A 4,384-nucleotide genomic window follows, 5' to 3' on the forward strand; every position below is an offset into this window, starting at 1 on the left:
GCGGCCCGCCCGTGGGGGCCGGGGCGCCGACGACGGGGGTGCCGGCGGCGGGGGTGCCCGGCTCGGCACGGCGGCCGGACGGTGCCGGGCGGGGGCGCGGAGCGGTCGGGCCGGCGTCCACGTTCCCCACGCGCGGGGCGTCGGCCGGCCGGCTCATGGACCCTCCTGCTCCTGGGAGTGGGTCCGTTCGCCCACCCGGGGGCGGTCCCGTCGCCGGGTCCGCCTCGTCCCCCGGGCGTCGAGTGTAGGTGGCGGCCTCCGGGCCCCGACGCGGCGCTGCCACCGGACGCGCGCGCCCCCGCGCGGGACACGCCGTCGGTCGCGTCACTCGACGGCGTGAAAGTCGGAGGGCGTTTCCGGGGCTCGATGGGATGGTTCCGGCCCGTCTACCAGCGCAGACGACGCGCAGTCACCCGTTCGGTCGCGGGACGAAGAGGTTAATTGCTGCTCTGAACGGTCGATATCCCCCGCGTGCAGAACGTGATGGACAGGTCGCCCAGCGTGCTCTCGCCCCACCCCGCGTTGCGCGCCGGAGGAGAACTGCGACCGGCCGACCTCGTGGACACCGTCCGCAGCTCGGAACTGGTCGACGTCGTCGACGACGCCGTCGTCGCGGCGGTGGCCCGCGAGGTCACCCGCGCCACCGGCGAGCTCGGCGCCAGCGGCACCCGGACGGCCGACCGCGCCGCCACCGACCGCTCGACGGTCGACCTCGAGGTCGTCATCCCGGCCTACAACGAGTCGGGCCGGCTGCCCGCGACGCTCGCGGCGATGGTCGCGTTCCTGTCCGAGCAGCCGTGGACCTCCCGCGTCGTGGTCGTCGACAACGGCAGCGTCGACGACACCGCGGCCACCGTGCTCGCGGTGACCGGGCAGGCCTGCAACGTGGCGACCGGCTGGTGCGTCGAGGCCGTCGCGATCGGCTGCTCGCAGGCGGGCAAGGGCGCCGCGGTCATCCGCGGCCTGCGCACCAGCCGCGCGCGCATCGTCGGGTTCACCGACGCCGACCTCTCCACGCCGCTGGAGACCTTCCTGCCCGTGATGGCCGCACTCGAGGGCGGCGCCGCCGCGGCGATCGCGTCGCGGCACGCGCCGGGCGCCTCGATCGCGACGAGGCAGCCGCTCGGGCGGCGGCTCGGCGGGAACGCCTTCCGCCTGCTGTCGCGGCCGCTGCTGCCCGGCATCCACGACACCCAGTGCGGCTTCAAGTTCTTCGACCGCGAGGCCGTGCAGAGCGCGCTGTGGAAGTGCCGGTCCACGGGGTTCGCCTTCGACGTCGAGCTGCTGCGCCACGTCCGCGACGACGGCGGACGCATCGACGAGGTCCCCGTCACCTGGACCGACACCACCGGCTCGACGCTGCGCCCGGTCCGCGACGGTCTGGCCGCGTTCACCGCCGTCGCCAAGCTGCACCGCGAGCTCAACCGCGGCAGCGGTCCGGCCCTGCCCGCCCGTGCCCCCTCCTCCCCGTTCACCGTCGGAGACACCGCCACCATCGGGAGCGCCCAGTGACGACGACCCTTTCCCGGCCCGAGGAGACCCTGCCCCCGGTCCGCCTGATCCCCGTCCTCGGCCGCGCCATCGCGCAGCTCGCGGGCTGCCGCATCCTGGTGCTGAACTGGCGCGACGTGCGGCACTCGCAGGCCGGCGGCGCCGAGGCCTACGCCCACGAGATCTCCCGCCGCTGGGTCGAGGCGGGCGTGCACGTCACGTGGCTGACGGCCCGCGACGCCGGCCAGAGTGCCCGCGACGAGATCGACGGCATCGAGATCCGCCGCGCGGGCGGCACGATGGGCGTCTACCTGCGCACTGCGGCGCGGCTGCTGCGCGGCAGCGCGCGCCGCCAGTTCGACGCGGTCGTCGACTGCCAGAACGGCATCCCGTTCTTCTCGCCGGTGTTCACGCGCAACTCGGTCCCGGTGGTCCAGGTCGTCCACCACGTCCACCAGGACCAGTTCTCGACGAGGTTCGGCGCGGGCGGGGCCCTCGTCGGCCGGCTGCTGGAGGGACGCGTGGCCCGGCGCGTCTACCAGGGGAAGCGCACCGTCGCGGTGTCCGCCTCGACCCGCCAGGAGCTCCGCCGTCGGCTGAAGTTCGACGGGCCGATCGACGTGGTGCCGAACGGCATGAACACCGCGATCACCTCGGGTGTGCGCCGGCGCGCGACGACGCCGACGATCGTCCTCACCAGCCGGCTGGTGCCCCACAAGCGGGTGGACCTGCTGCTGCACGCGGTGTCCGCGGCGCTGCCGGACGTGCCGGACCTGCAGGTCGAGATCATCGGCGACGGCCCGGACCTGACGACCCTTCGCCGCACGGCCGTCGAGCTCGGGCTCGGCCGCGTCGTGCGCTTCCACGGGCGCCTGCCCGACGCCGAGCGGGACGCCCTCATGGAGTCGGCCTGGCTGACCACCTCGACCTCCGACGGCGAGGGCTGGGGCCTGGTCGTGCTGGAGGGCGCCGCGGCCGGGGTGCCGTGCCTGGCGATCCGGACCACGGGCATCCGCGACTCGGTCCTCGACGGCGTCACCGGCTGGCTCGTCGACGGCATCGACGACTTCGCCGCGGCCCTCCCGCGCACCCTGGCCGAGCTCGCCGACCCGGGTAGGGCCGACGAGGTCGCCGACGCGTGCCGGACCTGGGCGGGCTGCTTCTCCTGGGAGCGCTCGGCCGAGCTGCTCGCGGGTTCGGTGCTCTCGGAGATGCGCTCCTTCCACCGCACCCAGGCCGACGCGGACCTCCCGCCCGCCGACCGCTCGGCCCTGCACCGCGCCGCGACCCGCCGCCGTGCCCGGTCGGACATGACCGTGCTGGCCCGCTTCGCCCACGACGAGCCCACCGAGGCCGCGGCCACGCTGCGGCTCACCGACGAGGTGTCGATCTGTCTGGGCCGCAACCAGGTGCTCGCCCTGCTGCGCGGCTGCGACGAGGTGGACGCCCTCGGCGTCATCGGACGGCTCGGGGCCAAGGAGCCCTACGTGCGGCTCGCCAGCCGCCCGGAGCTGCTCGGCGGGCCGGCCATCGTCGGGATCACCTCGGGCGAGACGCGGCCCTCGGACGTCTTCCCGGCGCGATGACCGCGACCGGGGGGCGTGTCAGCGACGGCACGTCGCGGACGTCGGAGGTCCGCGACGTGCCGTCGCCGGCACCCGGGGCGACCGGCGGCACCGCCACCCTGCTGTCGGCCTCCGGCGGAGTCGTCGGCCTGCTCAGCTACGCCGTCACCCTCGTGATGGCCCACCTGCTCGACGCCCCGGCCTACACCGCCTTCGCCGCGGCCGTCGCCGTCGTCGGGACCGCCGGGGTCGCCTCGGCGGCGCTCATCCCGTTCCCGCTCGCCCACGTGGTCCGCGCGCTGCCGCCGCGCGCCCCGCAGCGCCGCGCGGCCACCGCGTTCGCGGTCGGGGTCTCGGTGCTGGTCGGGCTCGCCGCCGCCGTGGTGCTGGGCCTCGTCGTCGGGCCGGTCTCGGACGTCCCCACCGCGCTGGCCGCCGCCGTCTCCGGGCTCGCGCTCTTCGCGATCGCCCCGGTCTGGGGCCACCTGCAGGGCGAGTCGCGCTTCGTCCGCTACGCGACGCTCACCGTCGGCGAGGTCGCGGTCCGGCTCGTCGCGAGCGTCGCCGCGGTCGCCCTCGGCGCCGGGGCGTGGGGCGCGGTCGGCGGGTTCGCCGTCGGCGCGCTCGCGGTGCTCGCGGTGTCGGCCTCCCCGCGCACCGGCCCGTTCGCCGGGGTCCGCCCCGCCGAGGTCCGCGCCGCCCTCGACGACCGCGCCCGCTGGGCCGAGACCGGCGGGGTCGCCGCCACCCAGGCCGTCCTGTCCGCGCTCGCCGCCGCGGACGCCGTCGTCGCCGCGGTCGTCCTGCTCGACGCCACCGCCGGCGCCGGCTACCAGGCCGTCGCCACGCTCGCGAAGGCGCCGGTCTACGTCGCCGTCGGCACGGCGCTGGTCACCTTCCCGGTCCTGCGGGTCGCCACCGGCGTCGACCGCGACCTGCGCCTGCGCGAGGCCCTCGCCTCCTTCGTCCGGCTCGTCGTGCCGGCCGCCGCGGTGGTCGCCACGGTGCCCACGGCCCTCGTCGGGCTCGTCCTGCCCGAGCGCTACCTGCCCTCGGTCGCGCTGCTGCCGACCCTCGCGCTGCTCGGCGTCGGGCTCGGCACGACGACCGTCCTGGCCACCCTGCTCCTCGCCGTCCGCGCGCGGCGGGCGCTCACCGCGGCCCTCGTCGCCGCCGTCGTGTCGCTCGGCGCCGGGCTCGCGCTCGGGGCCTCCGGGGTCCTCGCCGGCCTGCCGGGGGTTCCCGACGACGCCGCGGGTCCGCTCGCGTCCGGTGCCGCGGCGGGCGCGCTCGTCGGGGCGCTCGCCGTCGCGGTGCTCGGGGCGGGC

Annotated in this window: 2 protein-coding genes and 1 pseudogene; all 3 read left to right on the forward strand. The window is 76.9% G+C overall.

All coding sequences use genetic code 11. The features are described 5' to 3' along the window. Window positions 1-483 precede the first annotated feature (483 nt). Window positions 484-1,512: a glycosyltransferase gene (locus tag ACFPBZ_RS29315; protein ID WP_378039641.1), complete on the forward strand. Its 1,029-nt coding sequence runs from the start codon at window positions 484-486 to the stop codon at window positions 1,510-1,512. Beyond that, entirely contained in the window at window positions 1,509-3,077 is a 1,569-nt protein-coding gene (locus ACFPBZ_RS29320) for a glycosyltransferase family 4 protein (RefSeq protein WP_378039642.1), read from the forward strand. The genes ACFPBZ_RS29315 and ACFPBZ_RS29320 overlap by 4 nt, the downstream gene beginning before the upstream one ends. Beyond that, window positions 3,074-4,384, forward strand: a pseudogene (locus tag ACFPBZ_RS29325) (hypothetical protein); the annotation flags it as partial. The gene ACFPBZ_RS29320 and the pseudogene ACFPBZ_RS29325, both read left to right, overlap by 4 nt.

The organism is Actinomycetospora atypica (genome assembly GCF_042653685.1).
Classification (GTDB): Bacteria; Actinomycetota; Actinomycetes; order Mycobacteriales; family Pseudonocardiaceae; genus Actinomycetospora; species Actinomycetospora atypica.